The sequence below is a fragment of the Dysgonomonas termitidis genome (assembly GCF_054657735.1).
This window is the reverse complement of sequence record NZ_BAAHYD010000002.1, coordinates 2,897,051-2,915,552: the sequence shown is the minus strand read 5'-3', so window position 1 is coordinate 2,915,552 and position 18,502 is coordinate 2,897,051. Positions and strand designations below refer to the sequence as shown.

Annotated in this window: 14 protein-coding genes; 13 read left to right on the top strand and 1 reads right to left on the bottom strand. The window is 40.7% G+C overall.

Annotated features, from left to right (window positions below):
• The first annotated feature begins 305 nt into the window (after positions 1–305).
• From ACYQ3L_RS16110 to ACYQ3L_RS16100, 3 genes are all read left to right on the top strand, one after another.
• Positions 306–1,952 (top strand): diphosphate--fructose-6-phosphate 1-phosphotransferase, encoded by a 1,647-nt coding sequence (locus ACYQ3L_RS16110; RefSeq protein WP_380001187.1) that lies wholly within the window; start codon positions 306–308, stop codon positions 1,950–1,952.
• Positions 1,953–2,635: 683 nt separating this feature from the next.
• Positions 2,636–4,000 carry a sigma-54-dependent transcriptional regulator gene (locus tag ACYQ3L_RS16105; protein WP_380001189.1) on the top strand — a complete coding sequence of 455 codons (1,365 nt, stop codon included), beginning with the start codon at positions 2,636–2,638 and terminating at the stop codon, positions 3,998–4,000.
• A 240-nt stretch (positions 4,001–4,240) separates the two neighbouring features.
• Complete coding sequence (locus ACYQ3L_RS16100; protein ID WP_380001191.1) at positions 4,241–5,569, top strand: sensor histidine kinase; 1,329 nt, start codon at positions 4,241–4,243, stop codon at positions 5,567–5,569.
• Between the two features lie 344 nt (positions 5,570–5,913).
• Here the strand turns inward: ACYQ3L_RS16100 and ACYQ3L_RS16095 are convergent, their stop codons facing one another.
• Positions 5,914–6,972, bottom strand: a complete 1,059-nt coding sequence (locus ACYQ3L_RS16095; protein WP_380001193.1) for a class I fructose-bisphosphate aldolase — start codon at positions 6,970–6,972, stop codon at positions 5,914–5,916.
• A 255-nt stretch (positions 6,973–7,227) separates the two neighbouring features.
• Between ACYQ3L_RS16095 and ACYQ3L_RS16090 the strand changes: the two genes are divergently transcribed.
• The 10 genes from ACYQ3L_RS16090 to ACYQ3L_RS16045 all read left to right on the top strand — a co-directional run bounded on the left by ACYQ3L_RS16090 (position 7,228) and on the right by ACYQ3L_RS16045 (position 18,494).
• Complete coding sequence (locus tag ACYQ3L_RS16090) at positions 7,228–8,961, top strand: phosphoenolpyruvate carboxykinase (protein ID WP_380001195.1); 1,734 nt, start codon at positions 7,228–7,230, stop codon at positions 8,959–8,961.
• A gap of 472 nt (positions 8,962–9,433) precedes the next feature.
• Positions 9,434–9,697 (top strand): DUF2089 family protein, encoded by a 264-nt coding sequence (locus ACYQ3L_RS16085; RefSeq protein WP_380001419.1) that lies wholly within the window; start codon positions 9,434–9,436, stop codon positions 9,695–9,697.
• Positions 9,687–10,295, top strand: coding sequence for a hypothetical protein (locus ACYQ3L_RS16080; protein ID WP_380001197.1), 609 nt, complete (start codon positions 9,687–9,689; stop codon positions 10,293–10,295). Before ACYQ3L_RS16085 ends, ACYQ3L_RS16080 begins: the two co-directional genes overlap by 11 nt.
• A gap of 13 nt (positions 10,296–10,308) precedes the next feature.
• The gene (locus ACYQ3L_RS16075) at positions 10,309–11,271 is read left to right on the top strand and encodes an alpha/beta hydrolase family protein (RefSeq protein WP_380001199.1); all 963 of its coding nucleotides are present in this window, start codon (positions 10,309–10,311) and stop codon (positions 11,269–11,271) included.
• A gap of 184 nt (positions 11,272–11,455) precedes the next feature.
• Entirely contained in the window at positions 11,456–11,971 is a 516-nt protein-coding gene (locus ACYQ3L_RS16070; RefSeq protein ID WP_380001201.1) for an SWIM zinc finger family protein, read from the top strand.
• Between the two features lie 19 nt (positions 11,972–11,990).
• Positions 11,991–12,902 carry a hypothetical protein gene (locus ACYQ3L_RS16065; protein WP_380001203.1) on the top strand — a complete coding sequence of 304 codons (912 nt, stop codon included), beginning with the start codon at positions 11,991–11,993 and terminating at the stop codon, positions 12,900–12,902.
• 21 nt (positions 12,903–12,923) lie between these two features.
• Positions 12,924–14,768 carry a HEAT repeat domain-containing protein gene (locus ACYQ3L_RS16060; RefSeq protein ID WP_380001205.1) on the top strand — a complete coding sequence of 615 codons (1,845 nt, stop codon included), beginning with the start codon at positions 12,924–12,926 and terminating at the stop codon, positions 14,766–14,768.
• Positions 14,769–14,794: 26 nt separating this feature from the next.
• The gene (locus ACYQ3L_RS16055; protein ID WP_380001207.1) at positions 14,795–15,892 is read left to right on the top strand and encodes an ATP-binding protein; all 1,098 of its coding nucleotides are present in this window, start codon (positions 14,795–14,797) and stop codon (positions 15,890–15,892) included.
• A gap of 42 nt (positions 15,893–15,934) precedes the next feature.
• Entirely contained in the window at positions 15,935–16,219 is a 285-nt protein-coding gene (locus tag ACYQ3L_RS16050; protein WP_380001209.1) for a hypothetical protein, read from the top strand.
• A complete protein-coding gene (locus tag ACYQ3L_RS16045; protein WP_380001211.1) occupies positions 16,203–18,494 on the top strand; it encodes a DUF5682 family protein in 2,292 nt (763 codons plus the stop codon). Before ACYQ3L_RS16050 ends, ACYQ3L_RS16045 begins: the two co-directional genes overlap by 17 nt.
• Positions 18,495–18,502: the final 8 nt, after the last annotated feature.

Genomic DNA, 18,502 nt, shown 5'->3' with positions numbered 1-18,502 from the left:
CTATCAAATAGTCATCAACTTATAGTTAAATATAGTTAATACAACATAAATAGCGCTCAAAATACCGACATATAACGCATATAATCTATCATAATGATATATTATACTGAAGCAATATTACTAAAAATGATAAAAGGATAAATAAAACCATCAAAAGAGAAGATTATATCAAAAAAACAATGCTTATTGTACAAAAACGGAACAGATATGGCTCACAAATCCTTTCATATTTGAAAAAAAATAACGAAATTTGCGAGCCTTAAAAGAGCTGAATAAATTTAACTATATAAACCAATAAAAAAACGATGGTAAAAAGTGCTTTACAAGTAGCCAGGGCTGCTTATAAACCAAAAATGCCGAAAGCATTGTATGGTTCTGTGAAAATTGAAGAAGGTGCGGCGACTCAATCGGTAGCTGACCAGGAGGAAGTGAATAAATTATTTCCCAATACATACGGAATGCCAACCCTCAAGTTTGTAGAAGCTTCTGAAAAAACAAACTATCCGGCTATCAATGTCGGGGTTATCCTTTCGGGTGGACAAGCTCCCGGTGGCCACAATGTAATCGCAGGCCTCTTCGACGGAATTAAGAACTTAAACTCAGGCAGTCGCCTCTATGGTTTCCTTATGGGCCCCGGAGGATTGGTCGACCACGATTATAAAGAACTTACAGGCGAAATTATTGATGAATACCGTAATACAGGTGGTTTTGATATCATAGGTTCGGGACGTACCAAACTGGAATCGAAAGAACAGTTTGACAAAGGACTTGAAATTCTTAAAAAGCTGGATATCAAAGCGCTGGTTATTATTGGCGGTGATGACTCAAATACAAATGCCTGTGTATTAGCTGAATATTACAAAGCTATCAATGCAGGCGTACAGGTGATCGGCTGTCCTAAAACAATCGATGGTGACCTGAAAAACGAAATGATAGAAACTTCGTTCGGTTTCGATACAGCATGTAAAGTATATGCGGAAGTTATCGGCAACATTCAACGTGACTGTAACTCAGCCCGTAAATACTGGCACTTCATCAAGCTGATGGGACGTTCAGCTTCTCATATCGCTCTCGAATGTGCGTTGCAGGTACAACCTAATATCTGTATCATTTCGGAAGAAGTGGAAGCGAAGAAATTATCGCTCGATGATATTGTAACCGATATAGCAAATGCTGTGGCACGCCGTGCTGCCGATGGCAACAACTTCGGTACCGTACTTATCCCTGAAGGCCTTATCGAATTTATCCCTGCAATGAAACTGCTTATCTCGGAATTGAACGATTTCCTTGCACATCATCAGGACGAATTCAATGCAGTGCCTAAAGATGAGCAACTGGCTTATATCAGAAAAAGCCTGTCTGCCGACAATTCAAAAGTATTCGCAAGCCTTCCTGATGGAGTTGCACGCCAGTTGACACTCGACCGCGACCCTCATGGTAATGTACAGGTTTCTCTTATCGAAACAGAAAAATTATTAGCTGAAATGGTAGGCAATAAACTTGCCGCAATGAAAGCTGAAGGAAAATACAGCGGAAAATTTGCTTCACAGGTACATTTCTTCGGATATGAAGGCCGTTGCGCTGCTCCGTCAAACTACGATGCCGACTATTGCTATTCATTGGGTTATACTGCCGCCGCTCTTATCGGTGCCGGCAAAACAGGATATATGTCATCGATACGTAATACAACTGCTCCTGCCGACCAATGGATCGCGGGCGGAGTACCTGTAACAATGATGATGAATATGGAACGCCGTCACGGTGAAATGAAACCTGTTATCCGCAAAGCTCTGGTAGAACTTGATGGCGCCCCGTTTAAATATCTGGCGGCAAACCGTGAAGCCTGGGCTGTAGGTACAGAGTTTGTTTACCCTGGTCCGATCCAATACTTCGGTCCTACTGAAGTTTGTGACCAGCCTACAATTACACTGAAACTGGAGCAAGGTAAATAATTTACCCCGGAATATAAAACAGAAGAGGCATGGAACAAATTCCGTGCCTCTTTGTTTTTTCGCAATTTTATATCTGTAGCTATATGAGATGTGGATCTCCCGCAAAGATGCAAAGAAGGGCCCTGCTATATTAATCACAACTAATACGGATCAGTAGTTGAGTTTTAACGTTCCTTTTTCATTGACTACACTTCGTTTTGTCTGAATGTTCATTTTGACATTGCCCAAAACGAACCAAAAGGCTAGCGCTCCATTCGACCTCTCCAAAGGGCAGGGCTGTTAAGTCCTCCGCTTTGTTCAGTTATTTTCTGCTGTCATCCTGAGTGGAACGAAGGATCTCTTTCGATTTAAGAGATGTTTCACTTCGTTCAACATGGCAAAGAGGATATAAGAATTCAGAACTTAACAGCCCTGCCCCAAAGGGAGAGGGAGTCAAAACCGCAGCTCTATTCAGAGCGAGTTTTTTCGTTTCGTCTTTTTGTCCGTTACGGGTCGGCCTTTGAAGCGGGGTGCTAAAGCATTTTTGGTTCCTTTTGGGGATTTGGCCAAAAGGAACACAAGCAATCTTTGATTGCGCGTAGTAGAAAAAATCCAATGTTTTCACGCAACAACAATTATTTCAGCTACTAATTGGCATAACTAATAAATTTCTATATTTGTACCATTGACCAATAAAGCCCGGAATGAAAAAAGGTAGCATCCTGATTGTAGATGATAATAAAAATGTATTGAGCGCACTGCGAATCTTACTTGATAATTACTTCGAAGAAGTCACTTTGTTGCCATCGCCCAATATGCTCCTCTCTACGCTCAGAGAAAAAAATCCGGATATTGTTTTGCTGGATATGAATTATTCGGCCGGAATAAATACCGGAAACGAAGGGTTGTTCTGGCTGTCGGAAGTAAAGAAGACCGACCCGGAACTTCCGGTTGTTTTATTCACGGCGTATGCCGATATAGAACTGGCTGTGAAGGCTCTGAAAGAAGGTGCGAGCGACTTTGTAGTGAAACCCTGGGATAATACCAAATTGCTGGCAACATTGCAATCTGCCTTCGCGCTCCGTCAATCGAGAAAAGAAGTTAAGAAACTCAGGGAAAAACAGGATGTACTGAATTCCGAACTAGCTAAAGACTCTGATGTATGCTGGGGGAAATCCGAAGCCATGCAAAATTTACTTTCGATGATAGAGAAGGTCGCTAAAACGGATGCGAATGTACTTATCACAGGTGAGAATGGTACAGGAAAAGAATTGATTGCCCGAAAAATACATCAGTTATCCCTGCGGGCAGGTGAAACGCTGGTCAGTGTAGATATGGGCGCTATTACCGAAACTTTATTCGAAAGCGAGCTTTTCGGCCATACAAAAGGTGCGTTTACCGACGCAAGAACCGACCGTGCCGGAAAATTTGAGGCAGCGGATAAAGGTACACTTTTTCTGGACGAGATAGGGAACCTTAGTTATATATTGCAGGCAAAGCTGCTTACGGCATTACAATCGCGACAAATAGTAAGGGTAGGGAGTAACAAGCCTGTCGTAGTGGATATACGGCTGATAAGTGCCACAAACCGTAATCTGTTCGAATCTGTAAAAAACGGTGAGTTCAGGGAAGATCTGCTATACCGTCTCGATACTATCCAGATCGAAGTACCTGCATTACGCAACCGCAGGGAAGATATTTCCGTTCTGGCCACCTTTTTCCTATCCCGTTTTGCAAAAAAATACAATAAAAAAGGGCTTGTCTTTAATGATAAAACCATTGCGAAACTGGAGAATTATTCATGGCCGGGGAATGTTCGGGAACTGGAGCATGCTGTAGAAAAAGCTGTCATCCTGTGTGACGGAACAGAACTGCAACCATCTGATTTTTATATGCGGGCTACCGAAGCCAAGGCTGCTATTATCGACTCCATCACACTGGACGAAATGGAAAAGATACTCATAGAAAAAGCGTTGAGCAAATATCAGAAGAATATATCCGCTATTGCCGCCGAACTGGGAATTACGCGTCCGACACTTTATAATAAAATGAAAAAATATGGATTATAATCAGGTTTCTTTATCTATATAGAAAACATAAGTAATAAGAGAGTAGTGAAAAACAGGACGTGGAAAATATGTTATTTGTGTTACTTTTTAACAGTCATGAGTTACAAGTAAACAAGATACAAGTTGTTAACTGCTAACTGTTAACTGTTAACTGAAAAAGCTGTTACTTTTGTTACCTTTTAACTATATATGGTTAATAAATGTAAAAAATGAGAACAGGAAAGTAAATTATTGAGTAATATGTTTAAATCGATAGAATATAAATTGTTGATATACATAAGTTTGCTGATACTTTCGGTAGCTGCCGCCACCTATTGTTTTCTGGAAAAAGAATATGTATACGGGCCATTGTGTATCCTGATAGCCGTATTTTCCATCAACAGGTTACATAAACACTACAGGAAATTCAATCAGAATATTTTGTTTTTGCTTAATGCCCTTGATAATGGCGATTATTCCTTCAATTTTGCGGTAACCAAAATATCGAAGCGCGAACAGGAACTGAACCAGATGATGAACCGCATCAAGGAAATCCTGTCCAAGGCCCGGAAAGAAGTGATAGAAAACGAAAAGTTCCTGAGCCTGATAGTCGAAAGCGTTTCTACCGGTATCATTATACTGGATGAACATAACAATGTGCTGATAACGAACCGGGCAACGAATGAATTGCTGGGATTACCGGTCTTTACCCATTTAAATCAGTTGAAAGTAATTGACGAATCATTTCCATCTATATTTCTCCATCTGGAAACAAATGACAATAAGTATCTGAGAATAGCCAATGAACGAGAAGAAACTCTGATAAGCTTGCGTGTATCCAAAATAACACTGAAAAGGGGTACAATGAAAATCTTTACGCTTAATAGTATCGGGAACGAGCTGGAGGCGAAAGAGATGGAATCATGGGTGCGCCTTATACGAGTGATGACTCACGAAATAATGAACTCGATAGCGCCTATCACATCGCTGACGGATACATTGTTGTTCTCTTATAAAATATCCCGGGATAACCAATCGGATGATAATCTCCGGCAAAATACAGTGGAGGCATTGGAAACCATCAGTTCCACAGCTAAAGGACTTATGGTATTTGTGGAATCGTACCGTAAATTTACAGGAGTTCCAAAGCCTCAATTGATAGAATTCGACCTGATCCCTCTGGTAGAAAAGGTGGTTAGCCTGGAGTCGGCAATGATGCAGGAAAAAGGAATATCACTGGAACTGCAGTACATCGCGCCATCCCTGGTTGTAAATGCTGACGAGTCACAGATTACACAGGTATTGGTCAATTTAGTAAAAAATGCGGTTGAAGCATTAGATCCCGTTGAAGGGAGAAGTATCAAAATAAAGATCAGCCATGCCGATAATAAAACGAATATAGAGGTATGCAATAATGGCGAACCGATTCCGCAGGAGGTAATACCGAATATATTCATCCCGTTTTTTACAACTAAAAATACAGGTACGGGAATAGGCCTGAGTATATCCCGTTATATTATGCGCATGCATGGCGGAAACCTGAAACATTATGCCAAAGATGGGTGGACTATTTTTAGTATGTCATTTTAACCGGATGTATTGACTTCTTTTTCAGTAAATTTATCAAAATATAACTATAAGAACAGACATAAAATCATAATGGATCGAAAATTAATATAAAGAAAATCAATAGAATAAACGAATGACAAGATACGTAGTCTAAGGTATAGAGACAACAGATTATTCACAGACAATTACAATCATGACTTTAGGTATCGTTCTTATATCATTTTATCTTATTTATTCTATCTCATTGTTTTTAAGTTGCAGAAATGCACCTTTGGATAACGAATGACAACGAGAACAAAAAAAGAAGCCCCGCACATAGTACAGGGGCATCTTCAGCAACTATAATAAAAAACACTAGACTTAGCTCACGCTAATTTTATATCTTTATCCAAATATACATCTTGTATCGTGTTAATCAACTCTACACCTTCTATCATCGGACGCTGGAACGCTTTACGTCCACAGATCAGGCCCATGCCTCCGGCGCGTTTATTTACCACGGCTGTATATACAGCATCTTTAAGGTCGGAAGCGCCATGTGATTCGCCTCCCGAATTGATCAGGCCTACACGTCCCATATATCCGTTGGCTACCTGATAGCGGCAGAGATCTATCGGATGGTCCGATGCCAGTTCGGTATACATACGTTCGTCCCATTTGGAGAAGTTTATAGCCTTGAATCCTCCGTTACTAGTAGGCAGCTTTTGCTTCACTATATCAGCTTTTATGGTTACTCCAATATGATTGGCCTGACTTGTCAGGTCGGCTGCGCTATGGTAATCCACACCGTCCTTTTTGAAATCACTGTTTCGGAGGTAACACCAAAGGATCGTCGCCATTCCCAACTCGTGCGCATACTCGAATGCTTTAGCTATATCAACAATCTGCCGGCGACTTTGTTCGGAGCCGAAGTAAATTGTTGCACCGACGGCAGCCGCCCCCATATTCCAGGCCTCTTTTATTGTACCGAACAATACCTGGTCATAAGCCGTAGGATAGGTCAGAAGCTCATTATGATTAATCTTCACCACGAATGGTATTTTATGCGCATACTTGCGGGCTACTGAACCCAATACGCCATAGGTAGATGCGACGGCACTACATCCGGCTTCTATTGCTAATTTTACAATATTCTCCGAATCAAAATAAATGGGGTTCGGCGCAAAAGAAGCACCTGCAGTATGCTCGATATCCTGATCTACAGGCAGGATTGATAAATATCCCGTATTGGCAAGCCGGCCATGACTGAATAAGCGCTGAAGACTATTCAACGTGGGAATGTTGCGATCCGAATCTGTCCAGATATTATCTATGAAATTTGGTTCGGGGGCATGGATTAGTGACTTGTCGATCGTTTTACTTACGTGCCCGAGCAGATATTCACTTTGATCGCCCAGAATACTTGTAATCTTAGAATTTGCCATACTATTATTGTTTTAACGGATACACTGCTATTGGCATCCATTGTATTTACTTACCCTTTATTATAAAACAAAGTTGATACATATAAGTTTTATAACGGGTTGATAATTTATATGGCTCTAAAAGAATATTTAACATACACGTCTTATTTATAACGTGTCAAAATAACCGAAAAGTTAAATAAAACTGTTATCTTTGCTTAGATAGTTCTAAGGAAATTAATCTTTTTGTATTTATTTAACCATATATAAAACATTATGTTACACGAATTTACGCTTTCGAGAGGAAGAGCAATGATTAACTTTACGCTCAAATATTGCGATACGAAGCAAAAGCTGCTTAATAGTTACGGATTCAGACGTGTTGTCGAATCTTTTATTAAACAGGTTTTGAAGAAAGACGAGGGAGTCATTTACGACTATTATACCTCTCACTTCGGCAATGAAGACGAAACGGTCGATTCCCTCATAGAAGTCTTTAAATTACTGACAGTATTTGAAATAGATGAAGTAATAGCAGTCGATAATAAATATTCGAAATTCTTTGAAGATAAACACCTGTTTATAGAGGTTACCGAATTGCTTTTCGCTTACTGGAAGCGGCTCGAGCGCTATACTATCGTAAGAAATTCGCGGGTAGGGGAAGGCTTACAGAATGTACGTTTTATCCAGGCCAATGATATGTTTAATGACCTTGTGTTATCAACAGGCCGCAGGATACAGACAACAGTCAACGGGCACGAAACACGTGTTTATCGCCAGTCTGTAGCCGGAGCTAATGCCGGACTTACCCTGAATGATGTAAACTGGAATTGTCCGGTAGAATACAAAGGACTTACATCTATTCCATTTATCAGTACAGTTGTTTTCCAGCCGCCATATATATCATACACAAAAAGGAATACGCGTGACGGAATATTCCAGGAGCACCAGCAAAATCCACTGGTAAATGTTGTGCTTAATGAAGATGATTGGTTTGTCTTTCCGGCTAAGGTAGGTAATATGCTTACCTTTGTTTATTTTCATAAGGATTTTATGGTTCATGGCATTGGACTGGCAAATCTGTTTGAACTGGCGACAGAAACCGAATATATCGGAAAGAAACCGGACATGATATATGTATTCGGATATCCTGACGGATATGAAGAAAAACGTACATTCTATTATAAAGATAAAAAGAATGATATTCTTATCGGCTACGCTAATTATTGCGACGATATCGATTATTTCGGCTACATGAAGAAAATGCTTCTTACATTGCATAATGTAAAGCAGATAGACACAGGGAGCCTGCCTATTCACGGAGCAATGGTAAACATTGTGCTTCGCAACGGTAAAGAATCCAACATTATCATTATGGGAGACAGCGGGGCCGGAAAATCGGAAAGCCTCGAAGCATTCCGTACCCTGAACGAAAATTACATTCGGCACATGCGTGTAATCTTCGATGATATGGGGTATCTGAAAAAAGAGAAAGACGGTACTATCAAAGCATACGGAACCGAGATCGGAGCATTTGTCCGTGTAGACGACCTTGACCCGGCTTATGCCTTCGAGCAATTGGATAAAGGGGTATATACCAATATGGACAAAGTAAATGCCCGTGTTACAATACCGATCTCCACCTACGAGATTATATCCAAAGGCTATCCGATAGATTATTTCCTTTATGCAAATAACTACAATGAGGCGGATAAGAAAATCCTCATTTATGACAATCTGGACCATGCCATTCAGGTATTTGAAGATGGTGCCCGCAAAGCAAAAGGAACTACAACCGAAAAAGGGCTGGTGAAATCATATTTTGCAAATCCGTTCGGTCCTGTTCAGGAACGCAAAGAAACAGAGGTCTTAGTCCGTGCTTACTTTAAAGATATGAAGGCCGCCGGAGTAAAGATAGGAGAGATACATACATCTCTTGCTATCGATGGTAAGACAAAAGACGGTCCGCGTGAAGCTGCTGAAGAGTTGTTCACACTGATAAATGAATGATAACTCTTATTATATGAAAAAAGACTCCGGATGTTACCGGAGTCTTTTTTATTTGGGGGAAACAGATCCGGCCTTTTATTAGGTATTCTCCTCACTGCTTTCTGTTTTGAGCCATTTAATTAGCAATGGAAAACCCGTAACATCAATACAAGAAGTAATACGATAAGAAATATAATGCTATTGCACTGGGGAAAAATAGTTCCAACCCAATGCTACAGGCAGGACAATCGCCGTAGCGACACAATGCCCCGCATGCCCGACCAGCCAATAAGCAATGCATCCTTCCAATTACAGTAGAAACAATAGTAAAAGGGCAATGGTTTCCAAAAGATAAAAATTTAATAATAGCGATTATACAATTAATAAAAACGTGAGATGAGTAAATTTTTATTTAAAAAAATTGAATATTATTTATATTATATTTGATATTATTAAAATAATATTTAGTTTTGTAAAAAAAAACAATGATAATATGTTACCTTGTAATTGCCCGAGCTGTCAGGCTCAACTGAAAGTAAAAAGTTTACTGTGCGAAAATTGTGGTACAGAAGTGCACGGATTATACGCACTCCCGGTATTGGCGCGATTGCCTTTTGATGAACAAGGGTTTATCCTCAAGTTTGTAAAGAATAGCGGAAGCCTTAAGGATATGGCCAAAGACTTGGGCTTAAGCTATCCTACGGTGAGAAATTTACTAGATGATATAATTGAAAAAATAAAAAACTATGAAAAATAACAAATCGATCAGTACATGGATATTCAAACCTTTTAAATTCATAGCAGGGCTAAAGGCCCTGATTATTGGCCTTGCAGTCATGACGCTTTTATCCGTACTGGGATATCTGAGCAATACCCATTTCGACGGAGTACTAGATATTCATTATGGATGCCCGGCCATACTAACGCCATATATCAATCATGTTCTATACCAATTGGTAGGATGGTGCTTATCAACATTGGTATTTTATATTACAGCGCGCATTGTCACCAAATCATCCATACGGTTTATAGATATTGCCGGAACAATGGCATTATCGCAGGCTCCGTTGATATTTGCTGCGTTATTAGGTTTTGTTTCTTCTTTTCATATCTGCATAGGCGATATTAATACAACAAACATAGGCAAAATGATGGCTATACTTAGAGAAAATGCAGTAATGATGACCGTAGCCGGATTAACCGCAATATTATTTGCCATTTGGTCTGTTATTCTCAAATATAATGCCTATACGGTATCGGCCAATATAAAGGGGATAGTAGGGGGAATATCATTTGCAATTGCATTGATTGTTGCGGAAATCCTTTCCAAAATAGTTCTGTATATTATTTTATAAACGCCATAATATCATGAAGAAAGTATATATTTCATTGTTATTCTGCATGTTATCTGTTTCAATATCAGCACAGTTACTGGTTACTGAGGAACCCGCAATCTTAAAAACGGGTACAGGAGATATTTATGGAACATTAAAAGTTCCTGTGAATAATAGACCAATCCCGGTAGCCCTGATTATTGCCGGTTCCGGCCCGACAGACCGAAACGGCAATCAGCCCCAAATGAAGAATAATTCACTGAAAATGTTATCCGATGGATTATATTATAACAACATAGCTACGCTTTGTTTCGATAAACGTGGTATTGCGGAAAGTAAGGATGCCGGGCAAAATGAATCAGACCTGCGTTTCGACGACTATATTAAAGACGTACAGGACTGGATCGATTATCTGGCAAAAGATAAACGCTTTTCGGACATTGTCATTATCGGGCACAGTGAAGGTTCGCTGCTAGGTATGATTGCAGCGCGAAATAATAAGAAAGCCTCCAAATATATATCTGTTGCAGGGGTAGGGGAGCCGGCAGCAAATATATTGAAGGAGCAGTTGAGTAAACAAATGGTTGCGCAGCCACAGGTAGTAAAGGATATGATATTTTCATATATCGATAAATTAGATAAAGGCGAAATCATCGCAGATGTTCCCGCCTCGCTCAATATGTTGTTCCGCCCAAGTGTACAACCTTATATGATCTCCTGGTTTAAGTACAATCCGCAGGCAGAAATTTCGGGATTAGAGATTCCGGTTCTAATACTGCAAGGGACAACCGACATTCAGGTAACAGTAAAGCAGGCCGAACTGCTGGCCGAGGCAAACAAAAAAGCCAGGAAAGTAATTATCGATAAGATGGATCATGTAATGAAAAACAGTGAAACTACAGATCAGCAAACTCAGATAAAAGATTCATATACAAATCCTGACAAGCCTGTTATACCAGAGGTTATAAAGCGTATAGCCGACTTTATCAAAGAATAAGAAACCCTTAAAAAAAGTGAAATATAAAGATGGAGAGCCGCTATATAGCGGCTTTTTTATTGAGATAAAGATAATTATATGACTTTGTGCACATCTTTAAATAGTTTATTGCAATTGGACTATTCCTCAAATAATCTTATAAATTTGTATTCAGCTACACATAAGTATAAACTGGACACTAAATATGATGGAAATTACGCAGAAAAAAATCGAAGAATTGGCACCTAATGCCGATGCGGCTAAAAATGGCCGTGATCTGGTGAAAAAAAATAAATTTGCAAATCTCAGAATCTCATCCGAAAAAAATCTTATATGGGGCGAATGTGCCGGAAGCGGCAAAAATCCGTACTATTGCTCTGCAGATTATATTGAGGTGAGCAATCCTGTTTTCAGATGCAACTGCCCCAGCAGACAATTTCCCTGCAAACATGCCATAGGATTACTTTATGCTTACGAAGCCAATAACGGAGCCTTCTCCATAGCGGATATTCCCGATGATATAATATCTAAACGGGAAAAAATAGAGAAAAAGCAGGAGAAAAAAGAGCAGGAAAAAGAATCTATAAAAGAGAAGGCGGAGAAACCCAAAAAAGTTAATAGAGCTGTCTTACTTAAAAAAAACAGACGCCCAGCTTACAGGTATAGATATAGCCGGAAAGATACTGAAAGATATTGTACAGACAGGACTTTCATCTATTGATGCAAAAATATCGAGGACTTTGCAGGCACAGGTAAAGGAATTGGGGAACTACTATATTGGCGGCATACAAACCGCTTTCAACAATCTCTTATTGGAACTGGGGGAAGTGGAAAACGAAGAATACACACACGTTATAGACCAGATCAATTTCATCTCTGCTCTGTTGAAAAAAAGTACAGAATATCTGAACAGGCGCAAGGTAGACCCGGAAGGTGATCCTGAACTGGACTCTGCCATCGAAGAGCAAATAGGATATGTCTGGAAATTGATAGAACTTATGCAATATGGCCTGTATGAAGAAAACGGAGAACTCATTCAACTTTCTTTCAATAGCTATGATAATCAGGCTCGCAAAGAATATGTGGATGAAGGACTTTGGTTAAATATGAGAACAGGCAGGATATATAAAACGAAAAATTACCGCCCCTACCGTGCTGCCAAGTATATAAAGGAGGATAACAGTTCTTTTGACGTGCTGCAACTTAAAGAAATGTACATCTATCCGGGCGACCAGAACCCACGCGTGCGCTGGGAAACCGAAGCCGTGAAAGGACGTAAGTTAACAGCTAAAGATTTAGCTGCTATACTTGCTTTTGCTTCCCGAAATTACGCTGATACTATAAAGACCATAAAGAATACAATTAAGAATCCGCTGATGGATAAACATCCGGTCGTATTGATTTCATTGCATAAAGCATATCTGTGCGGCGATAACCTTGTGGTGGAAGATCAGCTGGGAAATAAACTGACATTGAAAGATATCGAAGAACAGAATGTTTCTTCTGCAACCAATCTGAAAGCAATCCTGCCATCTGCTCCTGAAGGCTTAGCCCTTACGGTGATGATGAATAATGATATGCAAACGGGATTGTTATCTGCTCAGCCAATGTCACTTATCACTCCCGAAAAGATAATAAGGTTACTATATTAACAATCTTGAAATTATTTTACAATGAGACTACAACCATTATACGACCTTCAACAAGAAATAAACCGCCTGTTTATAGCCGGAAGTAAATTCGCCAAAGGCGATCCTCGCTTGCAAAAACATATTCCGGTATTCCAAAAATTAGGAGAGAAAGCCCCTGTTTTCAGTAAATTGGCAAAAGATATAGAAGATCTGGTTAATACCGAAGTACAGCAATCACCTGAAAAACTGATGGCTATATCCACTTTGCTTTATTCTGTCCTATATACTCAGGGTGAACCGGCAGAATCCGGAGCCAAAGAAGCTTTGCAGATACCCAATATCCCTTTGAATGAAGTGAACACCGAATACTCATACCTGCAACTGAAACCTGTGATGCAGGCCCTGACAACCAGCAATTCAGGCCGGTTGGAAATATTGAAAGATGCACTGGAGCGGAATGTATTCAGCGACTCACGCACCTATCAGTACCTTGATTTAGCTTTGGCTGATAAATATGCCGAATTATGTGACTATGTGGAAAAAACGATTATACCGGAGGTTGGTAAGCCGATTGTGCCATTCCTGATTCAGAACTTTAAATATGAGGATAAAACGGAAAATGTAAGACGGCTGCGCCTGCTGAATAAATTTAATTATCCGCAATTGCCGGAAATGGTAGACAAGATATTATCGGGCCCCCTGCCGGCTCTTCAGGCGGAAGCAATTCACATATTAAGCGCCGATACTAAGAATGAAGAACTGATAATAAAACTGGCTGACGATAAGAACAAACTGGTTCGTGAAGCCGCCTACATGGGGCTTGTAGAACTGGGAACACCTACCAGTTTCGAAAAGCTGAAAGATGTATATATAAATAACAAAAACAGGACAAATCTCCCGGCAATAGTTACAGCATTAGCTTCTTCGAAGCTTCCATTTTTTTTTCAAGAAGTTTTTAATCAGGTGGTCAAAACCTTCGAAGAGTTCATAACATTAGAAAAGGATGAAAAGGAAAAGGTCTTGGTTAATAAATTGGAACAATTCAAATATAACCTTGCAACATTGGCAAATAAAGATAATAACGAGGTTATCGACTTCTATGCGAAAGTATTGAGAAATGAAGAATATAACAATTTGATTTCAGCAAAGAAGAACCTGCTTGAAAATTTAGCATCCGACATAACCGTCAGCATAACGGATGGACTTAAATCGTTCTCAAAAGCGCGGATAATAAAGTTTTACGAATCAAACATAGATGATATTCCTAAAACCAACTGGAAACGTCCGCTATGGTGGAATTATTTCTATGCAGCCATAGACGCAAATTATCCCAAAGAGAAGGTATTCGATGTATTTAGTGATCAGTTCAAAAGGAATACTATAAGTATCGATCACCTGCATACGGCATATTCCAACAATAATAATTACCATTATGGCAATCAATCCAAAAGAGAAATATTTGCAGATAAAATAGACAAGCGCTGGTTGGACTTATTGTACGATATCTTTAAAGGTGAAAAATATAAATGGAGATATGACCATGATCGTGCTCTTCGCCTTTTGGATGCCTGCGAATCCGATAAAAAGAAGTTCGATGAGTTATTGGTGAGGTTAACCGGATGGACAATGCCAAACGAACAGGCGACCTTGTTCATGCTTATAATAGACAGGAAAATTGAAAACTGTTTCGAAGTTGTCTATTCCGCTATGTCGAAATATGCTTCCAAAACTTATTTTTATGGCTTAAACTGGCTCAAGAACATAGGATTATGGAAACAATTCCCAAAAGAATATGCAGCTAAATACGAGGAATTGTATAAGAAAAATCCCCTACAGGTGTATAAAGATATAGCAGACGAAATAGAATCTTCCTATAAAAATTCATAACTTATAATTTATAACTACATATACTTATGTCAGAAAAGAAACAAGACGTACTCCGGTTACCCGCCGAGTCATTATATGCGCATGAACTGGAAGTGCTGAAAGAAGAAGATAAAAAAGAAGAAAAGCCAATTGGATGGCAACTCTCGCCAAAGGCAGTATTGAAATTCGTAGTAGGAGGCAAAGCCAACGGCATAGACATTACACCAAAATATATAGGTCACAACCGGCTTGTAGAGATTGCCATCGCTACACTACTTACCGACCGTTCGCTGCTGCTTATCGGGGAACCGGGAACAGCAAAATCATGGTTGTCGGAGAATCTTACGGCTGCTATTTGCGGCGATTCGGCTAAGGTAATACAAGGTACAGCCGGGACAAGTGAGGAAGCTATCCGCTATTCGTGGAATTATGCCATGCTTCTGGCTAATGGCCCTTCTAATGAAGCACTGATAAAAAGTCCGATATACCGTGCAATGGAAACGGGTAGTGTCGCCCGCTTCGAAGAAATATCGCGTTGTGCGTCTGAAGTTCAGGACGCATTGATTTCCATAATGTCGGAAAAGACAATCGCCATACCCGAACTGGGCAGGGAACTTCCCGCGCAGCGTGGTTTCTCCATTATCGCAACGGCGAATACACGCGACAGGGGTGTTAATGATATGTCTTCGGCGCTGAAACGCCGTTTTAATATCATCGTATTGCCTGCTCCGGCCAATCTGGAAACGGAAGTATCGATTGTAACCAGACGTGTGGCTGAAATTTCCGGTAATTACCGCCTGAAAGCTAGTCTGCCTACAAACGAATCCATCGAAAAGATAGTTACTATCTTCCGAGAACTTCGTCAGGGACTTACACTCGATGAAAAACAAAAACTAAAATCGCCGAGTGGTGTAATTTCGACTGCGGAAGCCATATCCCTTATTACAAACAGCATGGCTCTTGCAGCCAGTTTCGGCAATGGGACTATTACCGATGAAGATTTGGCTGCAGGATTACAGGGAGCTGTTGTAAAAGACGAAGATAAAGACAAGCTGGTGTGGAAAGAATACCTGGAGAACGTAATGAAAAAACGGGGGGCATCGTGGCGTGGATTGTACAATACATGTAGCGATATGAACGGATAATGGCTTTTATTGTCCCTGCTGCTCATAGTAAAAGATAAAAGAATGGCCTGTCAAAACCTATCTCAACGCCGCAGTATTCGCCTTTATGAATATGATTATTCACAAGGGGGATTATATTTTGTGACCATTTGCACGAAAGATAAGGTATGCTTATTTGGAAATATTGTTGACGGTGAAATGATTTTGAATGACGCAGGAAAAATAGCACGAGAATGCTGGTTGGCCATACCTGAACATTACAGAAAATGGCGGAATACATCTGGGAAAACTCTAAATACTGGCAAACAGACGATTATTACAATTAGAATAAATGACAAACCAATATAATATTTTCGGTGTACGCCACTTATCACCCGGTGCTTCCTATCACCTGATACAATACCTGGAGGAAAAGAAACCCAGATGTATCCTGATAGAAGGGCCCGCCGACGCTACAGATATGCTGTATAATGTTGCGAACGAGGAAGTGAAACCACCTATTGCGATATTAGCATACACCACCGAATTACCTATCGAAACCGTATTGTACCCATTTGCTTCCTATTCTCCCGAATATCAGGCGATATGCTGGGGTGCGAAGAAAAAGCTGGATGTGCGGTTTATTGACCTTCCCTCCGATATAATGCTGAAAATAAGGCAGGAAAGGAACCGTGAAGCCAACGAAGCAGCCGATGAATTCTATATGTTCCATAACGGGCTTTATGATAAAGTAGCCGGGCTCTATGAAGAAGATGACTATGAAAGCTACTGGGAAAGGAATTTCGAACATAATCTCAATGCCGGTACATTCAGAGATGGCCTGAGTTACCAATCGGGACAGATACGGGATATGGTAGTGGATAAGGAATACGAAAGCGTGCCTTACGATTACTCGTATAATCTTATCCGTGAGGCTTATATGCGAAGGGAAATACAACGTGCTGTATCAGAAGGTTTCAAGCCGGAAGAAATTGTTATCATTGTCGGCGCATACCACGTATCGGGCATCCTTTCAGATCTGCCGCCTGTCTCGGACAGTGAATTGAAGAATATACCCCGCGCTGCTTCCCGGATTACGCTGATGCCTTATTCATATCTTCGCTTAAGTAGCCGTACAGGATATGGCGCAGGAAATCGTGCTCCATACTATTTCGAACTGATGTGGAAAGCCGTCCAACAGGACAGGATGGGTGATCTGCCGGCAGTTTACCTCTCTAAAATAGCAAAAGCCTTGCGCGATAAAGGAGATAATGCATCATCAGCAAGTGTGATTGAAGCGGTCCGGTTGGCCAACGCTTTGACGTCGATGCGTGGAGGTTCACTGCCAGTATTGAAAGACTTGCATGATGCTGTCGTTACCTGCTTTGGTGGAGGCGATTTACCTTCCGTTGCCGAAGCTATCAACAAAGTGGATATAGGAACGGCCATCGGTAGTTTGCCCGAAGGCGTGAGCCAGACTCCCGTACAGGAAGATATGAATCAGGAACTGAAACGCCTGAAACTGACAAACTATAAATCAGCAGTAGCGCAGGAACTTACTCTTGACCTCCGCGAAAACCTGAAAGTAAAGACAAAAGAGGCTGCCTTTATCGACCTGAACCGTTCTACCTTTTTACATCGGTTAAGAACATTGGGCATTCATTTTGCCGAACAGGTACGCGTATCCCAGGATAGTGCCACATGGGCTGAAAAATGGATATTACGTTGGACACCTGAGGTAGAGATTGAGATAGTAGAAGCTAATCTGAAAGGTGAAACGCTCGAAATAGCGGCTGCCTACCAGTTGAAAGAACAATTGAATGAATGTACGGATGTTTCGCTTACTGCCAAAATTATCCGGCAGGCTTGCGAATGCCATCTGACAAATATATTCGATAATGCGTTAAGCACATTGCAACGTTTACTGGTCGACTCGGACGATTTCAGAGAAACTGCATATGCTGCGCACGAACTATCCATATTGATACAATATGGTGATTTACGGCAGTTTAACCTTGAGCCGTTAATTCCTATTTTACAACAGTTATTCCTGCGTTCATCCCTGTTGCTTGTAGATGCTTCATCCTGTGACGACAAGGCTGCCGGAGGAATCGCTCAGGCTATCAATGTGATGGAACTGATATCGCAGCAGCAATACGAAACGGTCGATGTGGAAACATGGCAGAAAGAATTGCTGAAACTGGCTTGGCGCGACGACTTGAATACCAGGCTTTCGGGTACAGCGTTTTCGATCCTGCTGGAACACAATCTTGCAAGTGAAGATGACTGTGCCAAGGAGGTTTCGCGCCGGCTATCGCCCGGTGCCCCTGCCGATTTGGGTGCGGGATGGTTCGAAGGCCTGTCGGGGAGGAACCGCTATGCACTGTTATCCCGTGTTTCGCTTTGGAAAGAGTTGGATAAGTATGTTGAACAGTTAGACGATGAAGAATTTTTCCGCTCGGTTGTTTTCCTGCGGCGTGCATTCGGGGAATTCGAGCCAAATCAGAAAAACAGTATTGCAGAATTGCTGGGCGACATCTGGGGAACAGGTGCGGAAACTACGGCTGAGATATTGCAATCTGAATTGACAGAGACAGAAACAGAGAAACTGGACGAATTGAATGATTTTGATTTTGACTTTTAAGAGTCTGA